Annotated in this window: 12 protein-coding genes and 1 tRNA gene; 6 read left to right on the forward strand and 7 right to left on the reverse strand. The window is 66.2% G+C overall.

The features are described from left to right. Nucleotides 1-21: 21 nt before the first annotated feature. A tRNA-Leu gene (locus U0004_RS11115) sits at nt 22-106 on the reverse strand. Nucleotides 107-493: 387 nt separating this feature from the next. Here U0004_RS11115 and rnr point away from each other — a divergent pair. The 4 genes from rnr to U0004_RS11135 all read left to right on the forward strand — a co-directional run bounded on the left by rnr (nt 494) and on the right by U0004_RS11135 (nt 5,453). Next, nucleotides 494-3,043, forward strand: coding sequence for a ribonuclease R (gene rnr / locus U0004_RS11120; protein ID WP_034784001.1), 2,550 nt, complete (start codon nt 494-496; stop codon nt 3,041-3,043). A gap of 15 nt (nt 3,044-3,058) precedes the next feature. After that, the gene (gene rlmB, locus U0004_RS11125) at nt 3,059-3,802 is read left to right on the forward strand and encodes a 23S rRNA (guanosine(2251)-2'-O)-methyltransferase RlmB (RefSeq protein WP_034784003.1); all 744 of its coding nucleotides are present in this window, start codon (nt 3,059-3,061) and stop codon (nt 3,800-3,802) included. Between the two features lie 192 nt (nt 3,803-3,994). Next, the gene (gene cysE, locus U0004_RS11130; RefSeq protein WP_034784004.1) at nt 3,995-4,744 is read left to right on the forward strand and encodes a serine O-acetyltransferase; all 750 of its coding nucleotides are present in this window, start codon (nt 3,995-3,997) and stop codon (nt 4,742-4,744) included. A gap of 10 nt (nt 4,745-4,754) precedes the next feature. Then, nucleotides 4,755-5,453 carry a YceH family protein gene (locus U0004_RS11135; protein ID WP_070260269.1) on the forward strand — a complete coding sequence of 233 codons (699 nt, stop codon included), beginning with the start codon at nt 4,755-4,757 and terminating at the stop codon, nt 5,451-5,453. 16 nt (nt 5,454-5,469) lie between these two features. Here the strand turns inward: U0004_RS11135 and U0004_RS11140 are convergent, their stop codons facing one another. Together U0004_RS11140 and U0004_RS11145 are read right to left on the reverse strand one after the other, a co-directional pair. Next, nucleotides 5,470-5,838, reverse strand: coding sequence for a tetratricopeptide repeat protein (locus U0004_RS11140; RefSeq protein ID WP_070260267.1), 369 nt, complete (start codon nt 5,836-5,838; stop codon nt 5,470-5,472). A 7-nt stretch (nt 5,839-5,845) separates the two neighbouring features. Then, nucleotides 5,846-6,295, reverse strand: a complete 450-nt coding sequence (locus U0004_RS11145; protein ID WP_070260265.1) for a DUF4240 domain-containing protein — start codon at nt 6,293-6,295, stop codon at nt 5,846-5,848. Nucleotides 6,296-6,487: 192 nt separating this feature from the next. Between U0004_RS11145 and U0004_RS11150 the strand changes: the two genes are divergently transcribed. Both U0004_RS11150 and udk read left to right on the forward strand, forming a co-directional pair. After that, nucleotides 6,488-6,991, forward strand: coding sequence for a DUF2199 domain-containing protein (locus U0004_RS11150; RefSeq protein WP_070260263.1), 504 nt, complete (start codon nt 6,488-6,490; stop codon nt 6,989-6,991). A gap of 59 nt (nt 6,992-7,050) precedes the next feature. Then, entirely contained in the window at nt 7,051-7,695 is a 645-nt protein-coding gene (gene udk / locus U0004_RS11155) for a uridine kinase (RefSeq protein WP_070260278.1), read from the forward strand. Between the two features lie 24 nt (nt 7,696-7,719). Here udk and U0004_RS11160 read toward each other — a convergent pair whose 3' ends face one another. The 4 genes from U0004_RS11160 to U0004_RS11175 all read right to left on the reverse strand — a co-directional run bounded on the left by U0004_RS11160 (nt 7,720) and on the right by U0004_RS11175 (nt 19,526). Next, complete coding sequence (locus U0004_RS11160; protein ID WP_070260260.1) at nt 7,720-8,889, reverse strand: HlyD family type I secretion periplasmic adaptor subunit; 1,170 nt, start codon at nt 8,887-8,889, stop codon at nt 7,720-7,722. Beyond that, complete coding sequence (locus U0004_RS11165; protein WP_217495276.1) at nt 8,886-11,030, reverse strand: ATP-binding cassette domain-containing protein; 2,145 nt, start codon at nt 11,028-11,030, stop codon at nt 8,886-8,888. Before U0004_RS11165 ends, U0004_RS11160 begins: the two co-directional genes overlap by 4 nt. A 28-nt stretch (nt 11,031-11,058) precedes the next feature. Next, the gene (locus U0004_RS11170; protein ID WP_081345904.1) at nt 11,059-12,351 is read right to left on the reverse strand and encodes a TolC family protein; all 1,293 of its coding nucleotides are present in this window, start codon (nt 12,349-12,351) and stop codon (nt 11,059-11,061) included. Between the two features lie 110 nt (nt 12,352-12,461). Beyond that, nucleotides 12,462-19,526 carry a hypothetical protein gene (locus U0004_RS11175; RefSeq protein WP_167468646.1) on the reverse strand — a complete coding sequence of 2,355 codons (7,065 nt, stop codon included), beginning with the start codon at nt 19,524-19,526 and terminating at the stop codon, nt 12,462-12,464. Between the last annotated feature and the right edge of the window lie 716 nt (nt 19,527-20,242).

Below are 20,242 nucleotides of genomic sequence, written 5' to 3' on the forward strand. Positions count from 1 at the left end.
GCTTTTTTGCGAATTAGGTAATGGTGCCCACGAAGGGACTCGAACCCCTACACCCGAAGGCACATGGACCTGAACCATGCGCGTCTACCAATTCCGCCACGTGGGCACTGATGCTGCTCTATTACTTGTCGCAAAATAACTTCGCAACAATTCTGCTATTATAACGGCTTGAAGAGTTTTGCGCCAGATGAGCTTTCGCTCCATACTGCACCTCAACCCTGTACCGCTTTCCTGCAACTGCATTCCCGTGAAGGTTTGTCGCTGCAAGAGACCGAGATTATAGAGCAATATTTGCCGAAGTCAAATGCATTGCGCAGCTTTTCTCCTTTTTTTCATCGGCGGGGCACTTGTTCGGTTTCCGCTACGCTGTCCGTTAGGCAAACCAAGGCGTCCTCCGGTACACTACCGGACATCACCGTGTCAATATTGACGGTGATGTCATCGGTCTTTGTCTTCCGTTTGATCACTGTCAATAACAACTATAGAAATACTTTTGAGCCAAAATACCCACACCATCCCCAGCCGGGAGGACATTCTCGGCATATTCCGCAGCGTCAACGCGCCTCTCGACCCGCAGTCTCTCGGGAAAACGCTGCAAGTGCATGCCGATTCCATGGATGTCCTGGTCCGTCGCCTGAAGGCGATGGAGCGCGACGGCCAGCTCAAGTCTGACGCCAGCGGTGTTTTCAGCCTGGCCGACCAGAGCGCGCTTGTCGCCGGTCGCGTTACCAGCCACCGCGATGGCTTCGGCTTTGTCATTCCCGACGACGCCAGCGCCGACCTGTTCCTGCCTGAGAAAGAAATGCAGAAAGTACTGCATGGCGACAAGGTCATGGCCCGCATCGTTGGCACGGACCGCCGCGGCCGCCCGGAAGGCACGATCGTGGAAGTCACCTACCGCGCCAATACCCACGTCATCGGCCGCCTGATCCAGGAAAACGGTACCTGGGTCGTGGCGCCGGAAGACCAGCGCATCGGCCAGGACATCCTGGTGACCGGTTCGGTGGGCAAGGCGAAGGCCGGCCAGATCGTCAGCGTCGAGCTGACCGAGCAACCGATGCGCTTCAAGCAGCCGGTCGGCAAGATCGTCGAAGTGCTCGGTGCGCTCGATGATCCCGGCATGGAAATTGAAATTGCCGTGCGTAAATTCAACGTGCCGCACGTCTTTTCCGCCGCCGCCCTCAAGCAGGCTGAAAAACTGCCCTTCGAAGTGCGCGCCGCCGACCTGAAAGACCGTGTCGACCTGCGCGACGTGCCGCTCGTTACCATCGATGGCGAGGACGCGCGCGATTTCGACGATGCCGTGTATTGCGAGCCCGTCAAGATTGGCCGCGCCAACTGCTTCCGCCTGATCGTGGCGATTGCCGACGTCAGCCATTACGTGAAGCCGAACGACGCGCTCGATGCCGATGCGCTCGAACGCAGCACGTCCGTCTACTTCCCGCGCCGCGTGATCCCGATGCTGCCGGAAAAACTGTCGAATGGCCTGTGTTCGCTGAACCCGGCCGTCGACCGCCTGACCCTCGTCTGCGACGCCGTCGTCAGCGACAAGGGCGAGCTGAAGGCGTATCAGTTCTACCCGGCCGTCATCCATTCGGCCGCGCGCCTCACGTATGACGAAGTCGCCGCCGTGCTGGGCAACACCAAGGGACCCGAAGCGGCACGCCGCGCGGACATCCTGCCGCACCTGCAAAACCTGGAAGCCGTCTACCGCGCCTTGCTGAAAGCACGCACGGAGCGGGGCGCCATCGACTTCGAGACGACGGAAACGTATATCGTCTGCAATAGCGCCGGCAAGATCGAAAAGATCATCCCCCGCACGCGCAACGAAGCGCACAAGATCATCGAAGAGTGCATGCTGGCGGCCAACGTCTGCGCGGCGGATCTGTTGCTGCGTAACAAGCATCCCGGCACCTACCGCATCCACGCCAGCCCGACCAAGGAAAAGCTCACGCAAGTGCGCACCTTCCTCAAGCAAGTCGGCCTGAACCTGACGGGCGGCGACACGCCATCGGCATCCGATTACCAGACCCTGATGCAGCAGATCAAGGCGCGTCCCGACGCGGCCCTGTTGCAAACGATGCTGCTGCGCTCGATGCAGCAAGCTGTCTACAGCCCGGACAATATCGGCCACTTCGGCCTGGCGTACGAGGCGTATGCCCACTTCACCAGCCCGATCCGCCGCTATCCCGACCTGCTGACGCACCGCGCCATCAAGGCCATTTTGCAAGGCAAGAAATACGAGCCGAAGCTGTCCGAGAAGACCGTGCTGAACACGAACGTGTCGAACGCCACGCGCAAGCAGCAAGCGAAGGACAAGGCCGACGGCAAGCCGAAAAAGACGGACCTGACGATCTGGGACGCGCTGGGCGTGCATTGCTCGGCCAACGAACGCCGCGCCGACGAAGCGTCGCGCGACGTGGAAGCCTGGCTGAAGTGCTACTTCATGCAAGACAAATTGGGCGAAGAGTTCACCGGCACCATCACCGGCGTGACCACCTTCGGCGTCTTCGTGCAATTGGACACCCTGTTTGTCGAAGGCCTGGTGCACGTCACCGAGCTGGGCACCGACTACTTCCAGTACGACGATGCGCGCCATGAATTGCGCGGCGAACGCACGGGCAAGCGCTACCAGCTGACCGACCGTCTGACGGTGCAAGTTGCGCGTGTCGATCTGGAAACGCGCAAGATCGACCTGCGTTTGGTTACCGATGCGGAACTGGCGGGCGAAGATGCGCCAGCCAAGCCGAACGGCGCCGGCAAGCGCAAGGGCGAAAAGAAATCCATGGTCAAGCCCGGTCCTGCGACCGAGCAGCGCCATGAGATCAAGGCCAGCGTCAACAACGGCGGCAAGGCCGGCAAGGGTTCCGGCGGCCGTTCCAATGGCGCCAAGGCGCAAGCCAAGCCTGCAGCCAAGGCAGCGCTGAAGGAAGCCCCCAAGGCCGCCGAACCTAAGCGCAGCAAGAAACCAGCCGCGGCACCCGCTGCGGCGGCACCACGTGCAGCAAAAACTGTATCAAAATCAAGCAAGAACAAGCGATAAAAGAAACGATAACAAATGAAGAATAAAATGATTTTCGGCTTCCACGCCGTCACCTCGCGTCTGCGTCATGAAGCGTCGTCCGTGGAAGAAATTTTCGTCGATGCCAGCCGCGTCGACGGCCGCATGAAGGACATGATCGCCGCTGCCAAGGCTGCCAACGTGCGCGTCATGCCTGTCGACTCGTCGCGTCTGGACAAGATCGTCGGCACGCGCCGCCACCAGGGCGTGATCGCGTTTGCCTCGCAACTGTCGCTGGCGCGCAATCTCGATGAGCTGCTGGACGCCATCGACGGCCCGCCGCTGCTGTTGATTCTCGACGGCATCACCGACCCGCACAACCTGGGCGCCTGCCTGCGCGTGGCCGACGGCGTCGGCGCGCATGCCGTCATCGTGCCGAAGGACCGCGCCGTGGGCTTGAATGCCACGGCCGCCAAGGTCGCCAGCGGCGCCGCCGAAACCGTCCCGTACATCACCGTGACGAACCTGGCGCGCACCATGCGTGAACTGAAAGAGCGCGGCATCTGGCTGATCGGCACGTCCGACGACGGCGAAAAAGGCTTGTACGAAGCCGATTTCACGGGCCCGACGGCCCTCGTCATGGGTTCCGAAGGCGAAGGCATGCGCCGTTTGACGCGCGACACCTGCGACATCCTCGTCAGCATCCCGATGTTCGGCTCCGTCGAGAGCTTGAACGTATCGGTCGCTTCCGGCGTGTGTCTCTACGAAGCCCGCCGCCAGCGCATCGCGAAAGAAGGCTAAAAAACGTCCAGGGCGGCGTTGCATTGCCTCGCCGTACTTTTGTACTGTCTTCGGCAATGCGCCTTGCCCTGAACGTTTTGTAGCGCTTCTTTGATATGCCGCCGCCCTTGAGGCGGCGGTTGTTTATCTGCCTCCCCGGCAGCACGCCGCCGAATACGCTACCATTTGCGTTCCACCTTATTCATTGTCATTATGTTCCACCACCTGCGCGAAGATATCAACAGCATCATTGAACGTGACCCTGCCGCCCGCAATGGCTGGGAGGTGCTGACCTGTTATCCTGGCCTGCACGCCATCGTCATGCATGGCTGGGCGCACTGGTGCTGGACGCGGCACATGAAGTGGGTAGGGCGCTTCATTTCATATATCGCCCGCATCATCACGGGCATCGAGATCCATCCGGGCGCGGTCATCGGCCGGCGCGTCTTCATCGACCATGGCTTCGGCGTGGTGATCGGCGAGACGGCCGTCGTCGGCGACGATTGCACCATCTACCAGGGCGTGACCCTGGGCGGCACCTCGCTGCACAGTGGAGCCAAGCGCCATCCGACCCTGGAGCGGGGCGTCATCGTCGGCGCCGGCGCGCAGGTGCTGGGCAGTTTCACGGTGGGCGAGTACGCCAAGGTGGGCTCGAACGCCGTGCTATTGAAACCCGTGCCGTCCGGCGCCACGGCCGTCGGCAACCCCGCGCACATCGTGCAAAAGGATGTCAGCGCCCTGCGCGAGGGCAGCACGGCCCATTTGTTCGCCGCGTATGGCGTCACGCCCAACGGCGACGATCCGCTCTCCAAGGCGCTGCAAGGCTTGATCACGCATGCCGTGGCACAGGAGCAGCGCATCGAAACCATCCTCGCCACCCTGAAGGCGGCGGGCATCTGCTGCCAGGGCGTGCCCGAGTGTGATAAATTCGATTCCGAGCAAATGAACAAGCTGGTTGATTAAGGATACAGGCATGACTACAGACGCAAACGCAGCAGAAAAGAGTAGCGACAATCCCAATCTGCTCGACCCCTTCGAGATCCGCGTGCTGGCCGTGCTGGCCGAAAAGGAAGCGCTGACGCCGGACAGCTATCCGCTGTCGCTGAATGCCCTGACGAACGGCTGCAACCAGCTGTCCAGCCGCGATCCCGTCATGGCCCTGTCTGAAGAAACCGTCTACGACGTGCTGCAGCGTTTGATGCAGCGCAAGTTCGTCAACGGCATCACGCAGGCGGGCGCGCGGGTCGCCAAGTACGAACACCGCATGCGCATCAAGTGGTCGCTGGAACAGGACAAGCTGGCCATCCTGACGATATTGATGCTGCGCGGCTTGCAGACGGCGGGCGAGATCCGCAGCCGCAGCGGCCGCGTGCATGAATTCAAGTCCGTGGCGGAAGTGGAAGCCGGCCTGCAATTCTTGATCGACAAATACCCGCCGCTGGTGGCCAAGCTGGCCGTCGCGCCCGGCGCCAAGGAACCGCGCTACGGCCACCTTCTGGGCGGCGAAGAGGCGCTGGCGCAGATCGAGACGGCGGCAGGTTTTGCGGGCGCCGTCAGCGCGCCGCAGCAGGGCAGCAGGGTGGCCCAGCTGGAACAGGAAGTGCTGCAATTGCGCAGCGACTTCGATGGCCTGGCGGCGCAGTTCGAGGCGTTCCGCAAGCAGTTCGAATAATTTTCCGGGCACGCGCCTATTGGGCTTGCGGGTCGAAATAGGCGGTCCAGGTCAGGCTGGACGCGGCAAGGTCCTGTGCCTTGCCAAATTGCGCCATGGCCTTGCGTGGTTTTGCCAGTCCCGCCAGGGCCACCCCCAGGTTGTAATGGGTATGGCTGTCCGTCGAACCGAGCTTGAGCGCCGTTTCCAGTACGTTGACGGCGTCCCTGTACTTGCCCTGGTCGCACAGCACGGCGCCCAGGCAAGTGATCAGGGCCGTGTCTTGCCGGGTCGCTTGCAAGGCGCTGCGCAACACGGCTTCAGCTGCCGCCATGTGCGCCTCCCATTGCCCGGGATCGCCTTCGGCCAGCTGGATATGCGCCCTGCTTGCGGCGATGGCGTCCATTGCCGCCTTAGCCAGGCCAGGCGGCGGAATTGCTTCCGGTTTCATAATCGACGCTGGCGGTAAAATCCCAGTCATCGGTGTCACGCCCTGTCTTCTCGGACCAGGCCTCGGGAGCGACGCTCAACAGTTCTTCCAGCCACGCGTCCGTTTGATCGGGCATCAGCGTGGGGTCGGCCAGCACGCTGTCATACGTGGCCTTGCCCGAGCCGACGACGAAACAGCGCGCATACAGGAAACCGTCATCCGACTTTCCTGAGTTGCCGGCATGGTCCGCAAACACCTTGCCATCGAGCTGGTACAGTGCCTGAGCCAGGCACTCTTCGAAGCCCTTGATGTCCTTGACCGGCAACTCGGCGAGCGCTTCGGTCAATGGTTCTACCGCGGCATCGGCGTCGCCGTCTTCCAGGGCTTCACGGTCGATTTGCTCTATCAGCTGCCAAAATTTTTCTTCGTTCATTGTTTATTCCAGGTAAATAATCTATCGATACTGAAAGAGATCAGGCATGCAATGCCCTTGGCGCGATGCGTCCCGTCTGTGCATCGTGGGATTGTTTAGAATATCATCTTGCCCGAATGCTAAGCGCACGGTTTCCCCAAGTAACTCTATGCATGCAACACCGTAAACAATTCGAATAAGCAGCCTTCCCACATGACTTTTTCCTTCCTGTGCCGCTCCTGCGGCGAGACCCACACGGGCATGCCCAGCTTCGGCGCCGATGCGCCGTGGCTGTACCAGCAGATGGCGCCGGCCGAGCGCGAAGCACGCTGTCAGCTCGACAGCGACGCCTGCATCGTTGACGAAGCGCACTGCTTCGTGCGCGCCACCCTCGACATCCCCGTGCACGGCGCGGACGAGCCGTTCAGCTGGGGCGTGTGGGTATCGCTGAGCGGCGACAGCTTCGACGCATGGGACGCCTGCTTCAACGATGCCAAACGGGCGCATATCGGCCCCTTCTTCGGCTGGCTCAGCACGCAACTGCCCGTGTATCCCGCTACCTTGAACCTGAAGACCCGCGTGCACCTGCGCGACGACGGCATGCGTCCGGCAATCGAGCTGGAACCGACGGATCACCCGCTGGCGGTGGAACAGCGCGACGGCATCACGGCAGAGCGGGTGGCCGAGCTGTATGCGCAGCTGATGCATGGCGATTGACAGGCCCGGCTTTTCAGCCCCTCCCTGTCGGTCCGCGCATGTTTCCGGTATCATTCGGCATGAATACTATTTCCTTCCAACCGTTTGTTATTGGTGTCGCTGGCGGAAGCGGCAGTGGCAAGTCCACCGTATCCCAACAAGTGCTGGCGTCCTTTGGCGCCGACATGGTCTCGGTCGTGATGCAGGACGACTACTACTGCGACCAAACCCATCTCTCCCCTGAAGTGCGCAGGCAGCAGAATTACGACCATCCGCAGGCGTTCGAGTGGCCGTTGCTGGTGCAGCACATCCAGGCCTTGCGCAATGGCGAGGCGATCGAGATGCCCGAGTACGACTTCACGCTGCACAACCGCTCCGACAGGACCATCTTGGTCAAGCCGGCCCCGGTGATCGTGATCGAAGGCTTGTTTGCCCTGTATGACGAAGACTTGCGCAACATGATGTCGCTGAAGATCTTTGTCGACACGGCCTCCGACGTGCGCTTCATCCGCCGCATGCAACGCGATATCACGGAACGCGGCCGCTCGGTGGAAAGCGTCATCGAGCAGTACCTGGAAACCGTGCGCCCGATGCACAAGCAATTCATCGAGCCGACCAAGCGCAATGCCGATGTCATTTTGCCGCATGGTGCCAACGGCCCCGCGGTCGACATGATCACGGCCAAGGTGGCCAGCGTCATTGGCCGATTGAAACCGGCCGGCTGAAGTAGGCTGACGCAGCCCGCTGCGTCAGCGTTCCCCCATCGACTCCGAGAATGTCTTGGTGATCGGTTTCGTCAGGTAGCGCAAGACCGTCTTGCGGCCCGTGTTGATTTCCACGGTGGCCGTCATGCCGGGCTGGATCAGGATCGGCTCGCCATTCTTGCCCATCAGGTTGCGCCCGCTGGTCTTGATCTGCACGCGGTAGTACGGCTGTTCGTTGCCCTTGTTGTCTTCACTTAAGGTGTCCGCGCTGATGTAGCTGACGGTGCCGCGCAGGCGGCCGTAGATGCCGTAGTCGTAGGCGTCCAGTTTTACGGCCGTGGGCAGGCCGGGCTTGATGAAGGCGATGTCGGCCGGCTTGACTTTCGCCTCGATGATCAGGTCATCGTCCGTGGGCACGATCTGCAGGATTTCCTCGCCCGGCTTGGCCACGCCGCCCAAGGTCGTGAGGCGCACGTTGCGCACGATGCCGTCGGTGGGCGCGTAGATATCCGTCGAGCCCAGCTGCTCCTTGCGCTGCGTCACCGTCTGCAGCACGCCGGCCAGGTCTTCCTGGGCTTTCACCAGGTCCGTCTGGCTGTCTTGCAGGTATTTGTTGCGCCGGTTGGTGATCTGCGCCTGGATGTCGACCACCTGCCGCCGCAATTTCAATACCTCGGCGCGGCTGACATCGCCCGTTTCCAGCAGCGGCAAATTCATTTCCAGTTCTTCCTTGATCAGCTTCATGGCGCTTTCCAGCGAGCTCACTTCCGCCTGCACGGCGCCCTGGCGCTTGCTGAACAGGGCCAGCTGGTTGGCGCGAAATTCCGGGAACGCCTGCAGTTCGGGCGGGAACTTCGGCGCACCGCCAAACACTTCCGCCTGCAGGCGCGCCACGGCCGCCTTCAATCCGGCCGCCTTGGCCGTGCTTTCCAGGTAGCTCGTTTCGGCCCGCGTGCGGTCGAAGCGGGCCAACAATTCGCCCTTTTTCACGATGCTGCCTTCATGCACGCGCAGTTCGGCCAGCACGCCGCCATCGGCCACCTGGATGATCTGGTTGCGCGAACTGGCGATCACCTGGCCGTTGGCGCGCGTGACCTGGTCCAGCTCCGCCCACGAAGCCCAGGCGATGACGCCCGCCAGCGCCGCCGTGCAGCTCCAGATCAGCACCCGTCCCCGTTTCGCTTCTTCCCGCGCTTCGACCTTGGCCAGTTTCATGCGACCGCTCCTTGCGCCACCGGCGCTGCTTGCGGTGCCGGGGCAGGGGCGGGTACGGCTTGCGGCTTGCCCGACAGCTTGGCCAGCACGGCATCGCGCGGGCCGTCGAGCAGCACCCGTCCCGCCTGCAGCACCACCAGGCGGTCGAGCAGGGGCAAGAGGGCGTTCTTGTGCGTGGTGGCGACCATGGTCACGCCTTCGGCCGCCAGTTCGCCCAACAGCCCGACGATGCGCGCTTCCGTCTTCGCATCCATGGCGCCCGTCGGTTCATCGAGCAGCCAGATGCGCGGCTTGGCCAGCAGCAAACGCGTGACGGCGATCAACTGGCGCTGGCCGCCCGACACGCCCCGTCCGCCCTCGGTGATGCCCAGCGCCAGTCCCCGTGGCTGGCCCAGTATCAGCTCGATCAGGCCCGTGCGTTTGGCGGCCGCCAGGATCGCTTCCTCGCCCGGGTCGGCCAGCCCCAGTAGCAGGTTGTCGCGCAGGGTGCCGCTGAACAGCCGCGTTTCCTGCGGCAGGTAGCCGACCATTTCGCGCACCACGGCCGGCGCCAGCAGGGCCATGTCGACGTCGCCCAGGTACACCTTGCCTTCGGCCGGCTGGTACAGGCCCGAGGCCAGTTTCAGCAGGGTGCTCTTGCCCGAACCGATGGCGCCCACCAGGCCGACGCGCTCGCCGGGTCGGATGGCCAGGCTTTCCACTTCCAGCGCCACCTTTTGCGCGCCGCCATACGTGAAGCGGATGCGTTCGAAGCGCAAGCCCGTATCGAGGCTGCGCGGCGTCAGCGCGAACTGCGCATTGTCCGCTTCGTTGGGCAGGCTGATGACTTGCTCCAGGCCGTCGATCGAGGCGCGCGCATGCGCCCACTGCACCATCACGGCGGGCAGCTGCACGATGGGCATCAGGGCGCGGTTGCTGATGATGGTGCATGCCATCAGGGCGCCCATGGTCATCTGGTTTTCGGCCACGAACCACGCACCCATGGAGATCAGCGCCACGTTGGTCAGCTGCTGGAAGGCGGCCGTGATGTTTTGCGACAGGGCCGCATAGTCGCGGATATTCTGCTCCGCGTGGCTGCTCTCGGCCACCAGTTCGGCCCAGCGCGCCTGCATCATCCATTCGGCGCTGCTGCCCTTGAGCGTTTCGACGCCATCGACGGCTTCCACCAGCAAGCCCGCCTTGCGGTTGCTGGCGTTGAGGTTCTTGCGCGTATGGCTTTCGATGGCGCGCTGGAACATCAAACCGCACACGAGGGCCAGCGGCAGGGCCACCAGCGGCACCACCACCAGCCAGCCGCCGATGATGGTGATCATGGCGAGAAAAATCACGGCGAAGGGCACGTCCGTCAGCACGAACAGCGATGTCGACGTCAGCACGCCGCGCACCATTTCAAAGCCTTTTACCTGCGCCGCCAGGGTGCCGACGGAAGCGGGGCGCGCCTCCATGCGGATGCCCAGCATGCGCTGGAAAAACCACTCGGACAATTCATGGTCGACGTCATTGCACGAGTGGTCGACGATGCGGCTGCGCACCTGCTTGAGGATGAATTCCAGGCCGATCGACAGGGCCACGCCCACCACCAGCACCCACAGGGTGCTGAAGCTCTGGTTCGGGATCACGCGGTCGTACACCTGCATGGAAAACAGCGAAGTGGCCATGGTCAGCAGGGTCACCAGCGCGGTGGCCAGCACGGCGTCGACAAACACGCTTTTCTTCAGCCACAGGGCGTTGCGCACGAGGCCCAGGGCGCCGGGGCGGGCGCCGCTTTTTTCGCTGCGGCGCGGCAGGCCCACGCAAGCCAGGCCGGCCAGTGTCGCCAGCTGCAAGGCGCGCCCATCGATGCCTTCGCCGCGCCAGGCGCCGTCGGCTCCGCGCGACTGCAGCAAGCCCCAGCCCGTGCTGGCGCTGTAGACGGCGAATGGCAGCTCGCCCGGCGTCGGCTCGTGCAGCGGACGCGCCGCGCCTTCCAGCCCGGCCGCCTGCCAGAGGGTGGTCAGCACCATGGCGGGCGCGCCGCTGTCGTCGGCGTCATCGAGCTGGCGCTGCAGGTCGGCCAGGCGCGCGGCGGGCACGTGCTGGCCCGTCAGGCGGGCGGCGCGCTCAATGAGTGTCAGCAAGCCATGTTTGATGGAGGTATCCACGCTGTCTCCTGTGTGCATCATGTCGGTGTCAATTCGCGCGCGCCATGCCTGCCGGCGCCGTGCGCCCGGCCAGGGTGCCCGTTTGCGCGGCCAGGCGCAGGCTGGCGGCGATGGCTTGGGCGCGCGTGTCTTCCAGTGAAAACTGCGCCTGGGTCGCTTCGCGCACGGCGTTGAGCACGTCGTTCCAGCTCTTGCGGCCGATTACGTACTGGCGCGCATACGATTCGAATACCTGCGTCGAGGTGGTGCTGGCCTCGCCCGCGTTGCCCAGGCGCTGGCGGCTCGCTTCGGCCTCGTTCCAGTCCAGGGTAAAACGCTCGCGCACCTCGCGTTCTGCCACGTCGTGCGCGGCACGCGCGCCTTCGCGCCGGGCCACGGCGGCATCCACGCCAGCCTTGGCCGACAAGCCGGCGCCCGGCTGCGCCTGCAGCACCAGCATGGCGCGCGTGCGGTTGTCGGCGTTGATGCCGCCCGTCGGCTTTTCCATGCGCAGCACGACTTTCGGCATGTAGGCCGAGCGCTGCATGGTGATCTCGGAATCGGCTGCCTGCGCCTCGAAATCGAGGCGGTGCAGGGTGGGGGAATAGGCTATGGCCTGGCGCATGACCCGCTCCAGGCTGGCGTCGGGCAGCGGTTCGCCCACGCCGATGCCCGTGGCGCTGACGAGGCGCACGGGCTTGCCGGCCAGTTGCGACAGCTGCGCCAGCGCGTTTTCCAGCGCCTGGCGCGCATTCGACACCTCGTTGGCCGCCTGGTAGGCGCGCGATTCGGCCAGGCGCTGGTCCGTCTGCGAGCTGACCGACTGCACCACGCGGCGCTTGATCATGTCCAGCAGGCGCTGGTGCTCGGCCAGGCCCGCCTCCGCGGAGCGCACGCGCGCCGTCTGGCGCAGCGCTTCCGTGTAGGCGGCGATCACGCGCAAGGAGAGGGTCAGGCGTTCTTCCTCGATGGCGGCGCCGGCCGCATCGACCCGGCTGCCGGCGGCATCGATGCCGGCGTCGATGCGTCCGCCGCTCCACAGCGGCTGCTCGATGCGTACCACGCCGCCCGTTTCCTGCGAACCGGTGGGCACTTCTGCCGACAGGCTGGGAAAGCGCTGCCACTGCGCGCCATCGAGTTCGGCGCGCGCGGCCGCCTGCGCCGAACGCTTGCCCTGCACGGCGGGATGGCTTTGCAGCGCCTGCTGCAAGACCTGGTCGAAGCTCCAGGCGGTGGCGCCCTGGGCGCCGGCGAAAGACGATACCGATGCCATGGCCACGGCCGCCAGCAAGGCCGCGATGCGTGGCAGTGAGGATAGTGCTGGGAAACCGCGTAATCTCATCCCGTATTTTTCCGGCCCGAGGCCTGACGCATTTCAAGGTGTGGCGGGAGCGCGCTGTCTTGCGCTCCCGCCGCCGTGCCAGGCGCGGCGCCTGGCGTGGGTGCCCTGCTTCAGACGACGAAGTTGGCCGCCGTCAGTTGCGTGATGTTCACCCCGCTCAGCAGCACAAGCGCCGTGTCGATGGCGTTGGCGTTGCTCAGATCACTCGAGTGATACACCGTCACGGCGCCGCTGTTTTGCGCATCGGCGATGACGATGTAGCCCTGGCCCGACAAGACGCTGTCGTCGGCTGCGATGGCGCTGGCCGCCGCGCCGATCGACACGGACGTGCCGTCGAAGATGAACAGGTTATTGTTGCTGAAGTCCGTGCCCACGTTGACGCCCACGGCCACCGACGCCGTCAGGTCGGCGATGGCCGACATGTCGATCACGTCGCCGCCGGCAGCCGGCAGGCCGGTGCTGAAGTCGGCCACCGTCAGCGGGTTGTGCAGGGCATTCTGGCTCAGCACGAACAGCTGGCTCGCGTCCGTCAGGTCGGCCTGGGCCTGGGCTGCCGCCGCTGCGGCGGCATCGGCATTCGCCGCCACCGTCAGCGAGCTGGCGTCCGTCAGGTCCGCCTGCGCCTGCGCCTGCAGGGCGGCGGCTGCTGCCGCATCGGCTGCCAGGTGCAGGGCATTGGCGTCCGTCAGGGCGGCTGTCTGCGCCGCTGCCAGCGCCGCTGCCGCTGCCGCATCGGCAGCCTGGGTGAGGGCCACGGCATCGGTCTGGTCGGCCAGCGCTTGCGCGGCGGCGGCGTTGGCGGCGTCCGCATTCGCCACGACGGCCAGGGCACTGGCGTCGGTCTGCGCGGCGATGGCGTTCGCCTGTGCCAGGGCCACGTCGGCAGCCTGCGCGTCGGCATTGGCCTGGGCCGCTGCCGCATCGTCCGCATACGCGGCACTCGCATTGGCGTGCGCTTGCGCCGCTGCTGCTGCCGCGCTGGCGGCGGCAGCATCGTCGGCTTGCGCCGCTTGCAGGGCAAGCAGGGAAGCGGCGGCCTGCGCCTGCGCCAGTGGCGCTGCCGCATCGGCCGCATGGGCGGCAAGTGCCGCTGCCGCCGCGTTGTTGGCGTTGACCGTGGCCGCTGCTGCCGCCGCATCGTCGGCCTGTGCCGCCTGGGTGAGCGCCAGCGAGATGGCGGCTTGGGCGGCGGCTGCGGCGGCCGCGTCGTCGGCGTTCTGCGCTGCCGTGGCTGCGGCCAGTGCACTGGCCGCCGTTGCTGCCGTGCTGGCGGCCAGCGCATCGGCGGCGATGGCGGCCGTGTGCGCGGCGGTGGCAGCGGCGGCATTGGCCGCTGCCTGATTGGCTGCCGTGTCGTCGGCCTGTGCCGCCTGGGCGGCGAGCAGTGATGCTGCCGCTGCGGCGGCGCTGGCGCTGGCGGCAGCATCCGCGGCTGCCGCTGCCGTGGCAGCCGTTTGCGCCAGCGCTGCGGTGGCGGCGGCATCCGCAGCTGCCTGGTCGTCGGCGACGGCGGCGTCGTGCGCTGCCTGGGCGTTGGCGGCATTGGCCGCTGCCAGCGCGGCTGCCGCGTCGTCTGCCTGCGCCGCTTGCGTGGCTGCCAGGGTGATGGCAGCGGCAACGGCCGCAGCCGCTGCCGCAACATCGGCATCATGCGCGTTTTGCGCCGCCAGCTGGGCTGCCGCGGCCGCGGCGGCGGTGGCGGCGACGTTGGCGTCCGCTGCCAGGGCTGCGTCCAGGGCCAGTTGCGCATTGGCGGCGGCAGTGGCGGCCGCTGCCGCGGTGGCGTCATCCGCCTGGGCATTGAGGGTGGCGGCCAGGGAAATGGCCGCTTGCGCCGCTGCCGCTGCCGCAGCGGCATCGGCGTTTTGCGCCGCGACGGCCGCCGCATGCGCGGCAGTCGCATTGGCGGCAGCGGTGGCAGCCGCCGCATCGTCGGCCTGCGCCGCCGCCAGCGCCGCATGGGCGGCAGCCGCATTGGCATTGGCCTGGGCCGCGTCATCGGCCGCACTCTGGGCGGTGAGGAGGAGGTTCAGTTTCAGCGTCCTGTCATTGTCGGCATCCAGGGCGTTGGTATCGGCCGTTACCGCCGCGTTCAGGTTGGCGATGGCCGCATTGAGCGCGGCATGGGCATTCAGGGCTGCCGTATCGGCCAGCTGCGCCGCCAGGGTGGCGGCCGCCGAAAGGGCGGCCGTGTGCGCGGCATTGGCGGCGGCATCGTCGGCGGCCAGCGCGGCGCTGGCTGCTGCCAGTGCATTGTTGGCTGCCGTTGCGAGCGCGGCCAGCCCTGCATCGGCCAGCAGCGCGGCATCGGCAATGAGCTGGGCCGCTGCCGCTGCTGCCGCCGTGCTTGCCGCCGTGGCGTCGTCGGCCAGGGCGGCATTCGTGGCGGCGAGCGAGGCGCTGGCCGTCAATATCGCCGCGTTGAGTGTGGTCGTGGCGGTATTCAGGGCCGCTTGCGCGTTGGCCGCCGCCGTGGCTGCTGCCGCGGCGAGGCTGTCGTCGTTCAGGGCCTGGTTCAGCGCGGCCAGTGCGCTCGCAGCCGCTGCCGCGGTCGTGCCGACAGCCGCATCGGCGGCCTGCGCGGCCAGCGTGGCTGCCAGCGAGACGGACGCCGTGAGGGCGGCGGCGGCAGCGGCGATATCGTCCGCTTGCGCATGTTGCGTGGCGGCGGCCGAGATGGCTGCCACGGCGGCGGCCGCAGCGGCAGCCGTATCGGCGGCGGCAGCGGCCACGGCGGCGGCCGTTGCATTGGTGGAGTTCAGCACAGCTGCAGCGGCCGCGGCATCGTCGGCCAGGGCCGCATTCAGCGACGCCAGCGCGTTGGCGGCGATGGTGGCGGCGCTGGCGGCGGCATTGTCGGCCAGCTGCGCCGCTTGCGCGGCCGCTTGCGAGACGTTGGCGACAGTGGCGGCCGTCGCAGCGGCCAGATCGTCGGCGACGGCGGCGGCGGTGGCCGCACTCGCCGTGATGGCGGCGGCGGCCGTGGCGGCCGCATTTGCATCCGCCTGCAGGGCCGCATTCAAGGCGGCCAGGGCGTTGGCCGCCGTCGCTGCCGTCGCGGCGGCGGCTGCATCGGCTGCCTGCGCCGCCTGTGCCGCTGCCAGCGAGGTGGCGGCCACGCCGGCGGCGGTGGCCGCCAGCGTGTCGTCCAGCGCCGCTGCGGTGGCCGCCGCCTGGGACGTCAGGGCGAGGGTGGCGGCGGCGGTGGCGGCACTGTCGGCCGCGAGCGCATTGTTCAGGGCTGTCAGGGACGCTGCGGCCGTTGCTGCGGTCGAGGCGGCGGCCGCATCATCGGCTTGCGCCGCCAGCGCGGCGGTGTTCGACAAGCCGGCCGTGGTGGCGGCGACGGTGGCCGCCAGCGCTGCCACCAGGTCGAACGGATGGGCAGCCGAATAGGCAGCCAGGGCGGCGGCATTCGCGGCATCGTTGTTGGCGACGGTGGTCAGGGCGGCGGCATCCGTCAAGGCGGCCTTGGTGGCCGCCACGGTGGCGGCCGTGACGTCGAGCGTATGGGCAGTACCCAGCAGGACGGCATCGGTGAGGCCAGCGACGGCGGCAGCTGCCGTGGAGGCGGTGGCATTGACGGTCGCTACCAGGCCCAGGGCGACGGCATCCGTCAGGTTGGCCGTTGTTTGTGCGGCGGTGGCGGCCGCCGCATCGACGGTGGCCGTCAAGCCCAGTGCGACGGCGTCGGTCAGGGCGGCCGTGGCAGCCGCCGTATTGGCTGCGGCCGTGGCGGCCGTCGAGACGGTGCCCAGTGCCACGGCATCGGTCAGATTGGCAACGGCGGCAGCGGTGCTGGCGGCCGTGTTGGCGACCGTCGACACGAGGCCCAATGCCACGGCGTCGGTGAGGTTGGCCGTCGTTTGCAGGGCGGAAGCGGCCGCCGCGTCGGCCGTGGCGACCAGGCCCAAGGCCGTGGCGTCGGTCAGCGCGGCGGTGGCGGCTGCCGTATTGGCGGCGGTGGTGGCCGCTGTCGAGAGCGTACCCAGGGCCACCGCATCGGTCAGGTTGGCAACATTCGTCGCCGTATTGGCGGCGGCGGCAGCGGCCGTGGCGAGCAGGCCCAGGCCGGCGGCATCCGTCAGATTGGCCGTCGCCTGCAGGGTGGCGGCCAGGGTGGCGTCGGCGGTCGAGATCACGCCCAGCGCCGTGGCATCCGTCAGCGCGGCAAGGTTGGCGGCGGAGGTAGCGACCAGCGCATCGGCGTTCGAGATGAGGCTCAGCGCGATGGCGTCGGTCTGGCCGGCAGTCGTGACGGCCAGGGCTGCGGCCGCATCGGCTGCGGAAGAGGCCAGGCCCAGGGCCACGGCGTCGGTCTGATTGGCAACAAATTGTGCCGTGGTCAGCGCGTTTTGCGCCAGCGTATTGGCGGCCGTCAAGGTGGTGACGGCAGTCTGGGCGGCAAGTTCAGCGGCAGCGTCGGCAGTGGAGGCAATGCCCAGCGTGCCGGCATCGGTCAGCAAGGCCGTGGTGGCGGCAGCCGCGGCGGCGGCCTGTGCCGCGGCAGCTGCGCTGACGGCCGAGATATCGATCCCGCCCAGCAGGGCGGCCGTTTCCGCCGCCGAGACGGCAGCGGCCGCCGTGGCGATGAGCGCATCGGCATTGGTCAGGTCGGCGATGGTTTGCAGGCCGGCTGCCGCCAGCGCATCGGCGGTGGAGATGCCGGCAAGGATGGTGGCATCGAACAGGGCGGCAGAGATATCGGCATTATCGGCACCGATCTGCAAGGTATTGACCGTGGCCGTCAGATCGAGCACGCTGGTTTGGCCAGCCGTGACATTGGCGGCCAGGGCGGCGAGGTTGGCCAGATTGAACGCATTCAGGGCGACGTTGACGTCCAGCAGGCTGGCTTGCGAATTGGCGGCAGCCGCATCGGCGTCCGCCTGGTCGGCTGCTTGCTGCAAGGCGACGACATCGGTCTGGTCGGCCACTGTTTGCGCATTGGCGGCATCGCTGGCGGCGGCCGCGTCGGCAGCGGCCAGGGCGGCCGCATCCGTCTGGTTGGCCGTCGTTTGCGCGGCCAGCGCGGCGGCGGCATCGGCGTCGGAAATCACTTGCAGGGCGGCCGCGTCCGTCAATGCCGCTTGCGTGGCGGCGCCGGCGGCCGTGCTGGCTGCCGCATCGGCCGTGATTTGCAGGGCGGCCGCGTCGCTCAGGCTGGCCGTGACGACGGCATTCGCCGCCACGGTAGCGGCAAGGGCTGCGGCAGCGTCAAGCGCGGCGGCATCGGTACTGGCGGCAAGGGCTGCTGCGGCGGCTGCGGCAGCGTCGGCATCGGAAATCAGGGCCAGTGCGGCCGCATCCGTCAAGCCGGCCTGGAGCTGTGCTGCGTCCGACGCCGCGGTGGCGGCGTCGGCGATCAGGCCCAGGGTGGGCGCGTCCGTCATGTTCGCTTGCGTCTGTGCATTGGCGGCGTTCGTGGCGGCGGCATTGGCGGCAGCCTGCAGGGCGACGGCGTCGGTGGCGTTGGCGATGGCAGCGTCCTGGGCGGCAACGCCGGCGGCGGCGTCCGCTGCCATGCTCAAGGCGACGGCATCGGTCAGGCCCGCTTGCGTACTGGCCGCGGTGGCCGCATTCGCGGCGGCGGTGGCAGCGATACCGAGTGCCGCGGCATCGCTGGCATTGGCAGCTGCCGCCGCATTCGCTGCCGCGGCGGCGGCTGCGTTCGAGGCGGCAGCCAGGGCGGCGGCATCGGTGGCGGCGGCTGCGGTGGCGGCAGCGGCGGCGGTGGCGGCATCCGCATCGGAGATCAATGCAAGGGCGGCGGCATCCGTCAGGCTGGCCTGGATGCCTGCGGCGACGGCGGCATTGGCGGCGGCGGTGGCCGCCAGGTCCAGCGCGGCGGCGTCCGTGGCATTGGCAAGCGCCGTGGCGGCGGCGGCAGCGGCGGCATCATTGGCGGAGATGACGCCAAGCGCTGCCGCGTCGGTCAGCGCTGCCTGGGTGTTGGCTGCGGCGGCGACCACGTCGGCCGCATCGGCGATGGCTTGCAATGCCGGGGCGTTGGTCTGGTCCGCCTGGGTTTGCGCCGCATCGGCCGCGGCGTGTGCGGCGGCGGCGTTGGCGGCGGCCGTGGCGGCAGCCGCATCAGCATTTTGCGCCGACGTGGCGGCGGCCTGGGAGGTGGCAGCGGCAGCGGCAGCGGTGGCTGCCGCGCTGTCGTCATTCGTGGCGGCGGTAGCGGCCGCTTGCGCGCCGGGGACGACGGCTGCCGTGCTGGCTGCCAGCGTATCGTCGCTGGTGGCGGTATTGGCAGCGAGCAAGGCTGCTGCCGCTGCGGCGGCAGCCTGTGCCGCCAGTTGATCGGCCAGGATGGCGGCATTCGCCGCTGCCAGCGAAGCTGCTGCCGTGGCTGCTGCCGCGGCGGCGCTGGCGTCATCGGCCAGGGCGTTGCTGGCGGCAGCCGCCGCGGCGGCGGCGGCCAGCACGGCCGCGTCGGTCACGACGGTGGTGGTGGATTGATTTCCCGTGCCGCCCTGGCCGCCGGTCGAGCCGCCCGTTCCTCCGGTGCCGCCCGTGCCGCCAGTTCCCGTGCCACCCGTGCCCGTGCCACCGGTGCCCGTACCGCCCGTACCCGTACCGCCAGTGCCGGTACCTCCTGTCCCCGTGCCACCCGTACCGGAGCCGCCAGCTGCGGCGCCGCCTCCGCCGCCACCGCCTGCCGCGGCGGCAACCAGGCCAAGGCCGCCGAGCGCGCCCAGCACGCCAAGTCCGCCCAATCCGCCTGCCGCGCCGGCACCCGCGCCCGCGCCAGCCGATGCCCCGGCGACATCCACGACACTGCCGCTGGGGATCCCGGCGGCGCCAGCACCCGCGCCTGCCGCGCCGCCATTGTTGTCGCTTTGCGGCGTGCCGAGATCGGCGCTGCCGTTGCCGGCCTGGCCTGCTGCGGCGCCGCTGCCACCGCCACCGGCTGCCGCGGCGGCTGCCGCTACAGCGGCGGCCGCGCCCAGGGCGCCGGCATTGCCCGTATCGGCGCTTCCCGTGACTTCGACGACATTTTCAGGCGGCATGCTTTGGCTGGCATCGGCCCCTTGCACCAGTTCATCTTCGTCATACTGCTTGCGGTCGCCGTTTTTCGGGTTGGCGACTTTTTTTGCGGGCGTCGCGACCTTGGCGCCAAGGCCTTCGGCATTGACGGGAACTTGTGCTGGATTTTGGATGGTGGCCATTTTAAAGTCTCCGGAAGAGGTTGGATATTCGTTCAATTTTTTTAAGATATTAAAAAATCAGTAATGTATTTCGTTTCCTTGGTTACTCCGGCGTGGCTTGGGCCGTGGTCGAACTCTGATGTTGCCGATGTTGATAGTGGCAAGTAAAACATAATTGGAAAAAAATCGCTGACGTAAAAGAGCGCTTGATCCTTGATATTAAAAATACTAATTTTGCATTTGTTTTGCATGGCGCTTATTTCTCGTATTTTGCTTCGCCCGTAACTGGCTTGCTTTACGATATACACTGGCAGGATGGCATATTTACAGGATGTCCGCGCCTGCCCTCACTCTGATGGTAATTTCAATTTTGAAACTTTCAATTTCATTTTGATCATTTTCCATGACTCTATTCTGTCAAGCTTTGCGCAAGTGAATAATCACGTATTGTCACGAAACAGGGCTTTCCGGATGAATCTGCTGCCATGCGCCAGCATTTCTGCGCCTTTCATCTCAAAAATCGTCTCGCTATCGATCTGCTAGTTGTTGCTTTTTTGTCCGGTGATTATCAAATTTGATTGGTAATAAAATACGATAGGAATAATTATTTGTAATTTTTATATCTAATTAATACTATCGAATGAATAGTCTTTATTTGGTGAGGGAATTTATTACTGATTACTAGCAGTACGATAGTGATTGTTTTCGGCGGCGTAACAGGAGGAAATGAAAACGCC

The organism is Janthinobacterium lividum, from assembly GCF_034424625.1.
Taxonomy (GTDB): domain Bacteria; phylum Pseudomonadota; class Gammaproteobacteria; order Burkholderiales; family Burkholderiaceae_D; genus Janthinobacterium; species Janthinobacterium lividum.